This is a genomic window from Pseudomonas sp. FW305-3-2-15-C-LB1, assembly GCF_058787615.1.
In genome coordinates this window covers 1-587 of the sequence record NZ_JBYSZX010000044.1, presented here as the reverse complement: position 1 = coordinate 587, position 587 = coordinate 1, and the positions used below count along the sequence as shown (strand labels likewise).

Here is a 587-nt window from a genome sequence, read left to right as displayed (position 1 = left end):
CCGTTGTCATGCTCGTAGGTCGTCGGCTCATCGTCCCCCGGAAACACCGCCACCAAGCGCCCGGCTTCGTCGTACTGATACGCCGTGATCGCCCCGAGCGGGTCCTGCTCAACCGTCAGCCGGCCTCTGTCATCGTAGGAGTTGAAATGCTCGGCGCCATCCGGATCGACCCGCTGCACCAGCCGCGCCCGCTGGTCATGCACGTAGACTTCCTGGCTGCCATCGGCGTTAAACACCGTGACCTGGCCGTTGTCATCCCAGGCATAACGCGTGTCCATCTGCGAGAAACTGGCCCAATGCCGAATGCACCGCGCCGCCTTGCCAGACCGTTCCCACTCCCAGAAGAAACTCGCCCCACCGGCCAAACCGCGTTCAAGGATGACGTGCTGTTCGTCGTAGCGATAAACCTCGCTTTCACCGACGGCATTGGTCACTGAAACCAGTCGTCCCAAGTCGTCATAGGCGTAGGAAACAACCGTCTGCTCCGTCACCCACACAAACGGACCGTCATCCACAACGCGATGAATCTGGTAATCCACCGCCACGATGCGGCCCGACACATAGCGCAACCACAACGAGCGCCCGAC

1 pseudogene is annotated in these 587 nt (G+C 61.3%); it reads right to left on the bottom strand.

The features are described 5' to 3' along the window. Positions 1-587, bottom strand: a pseudogene (locus AC3WP7_RS30040) (type IV secretion protein Rhs); the annotation flags it as partial.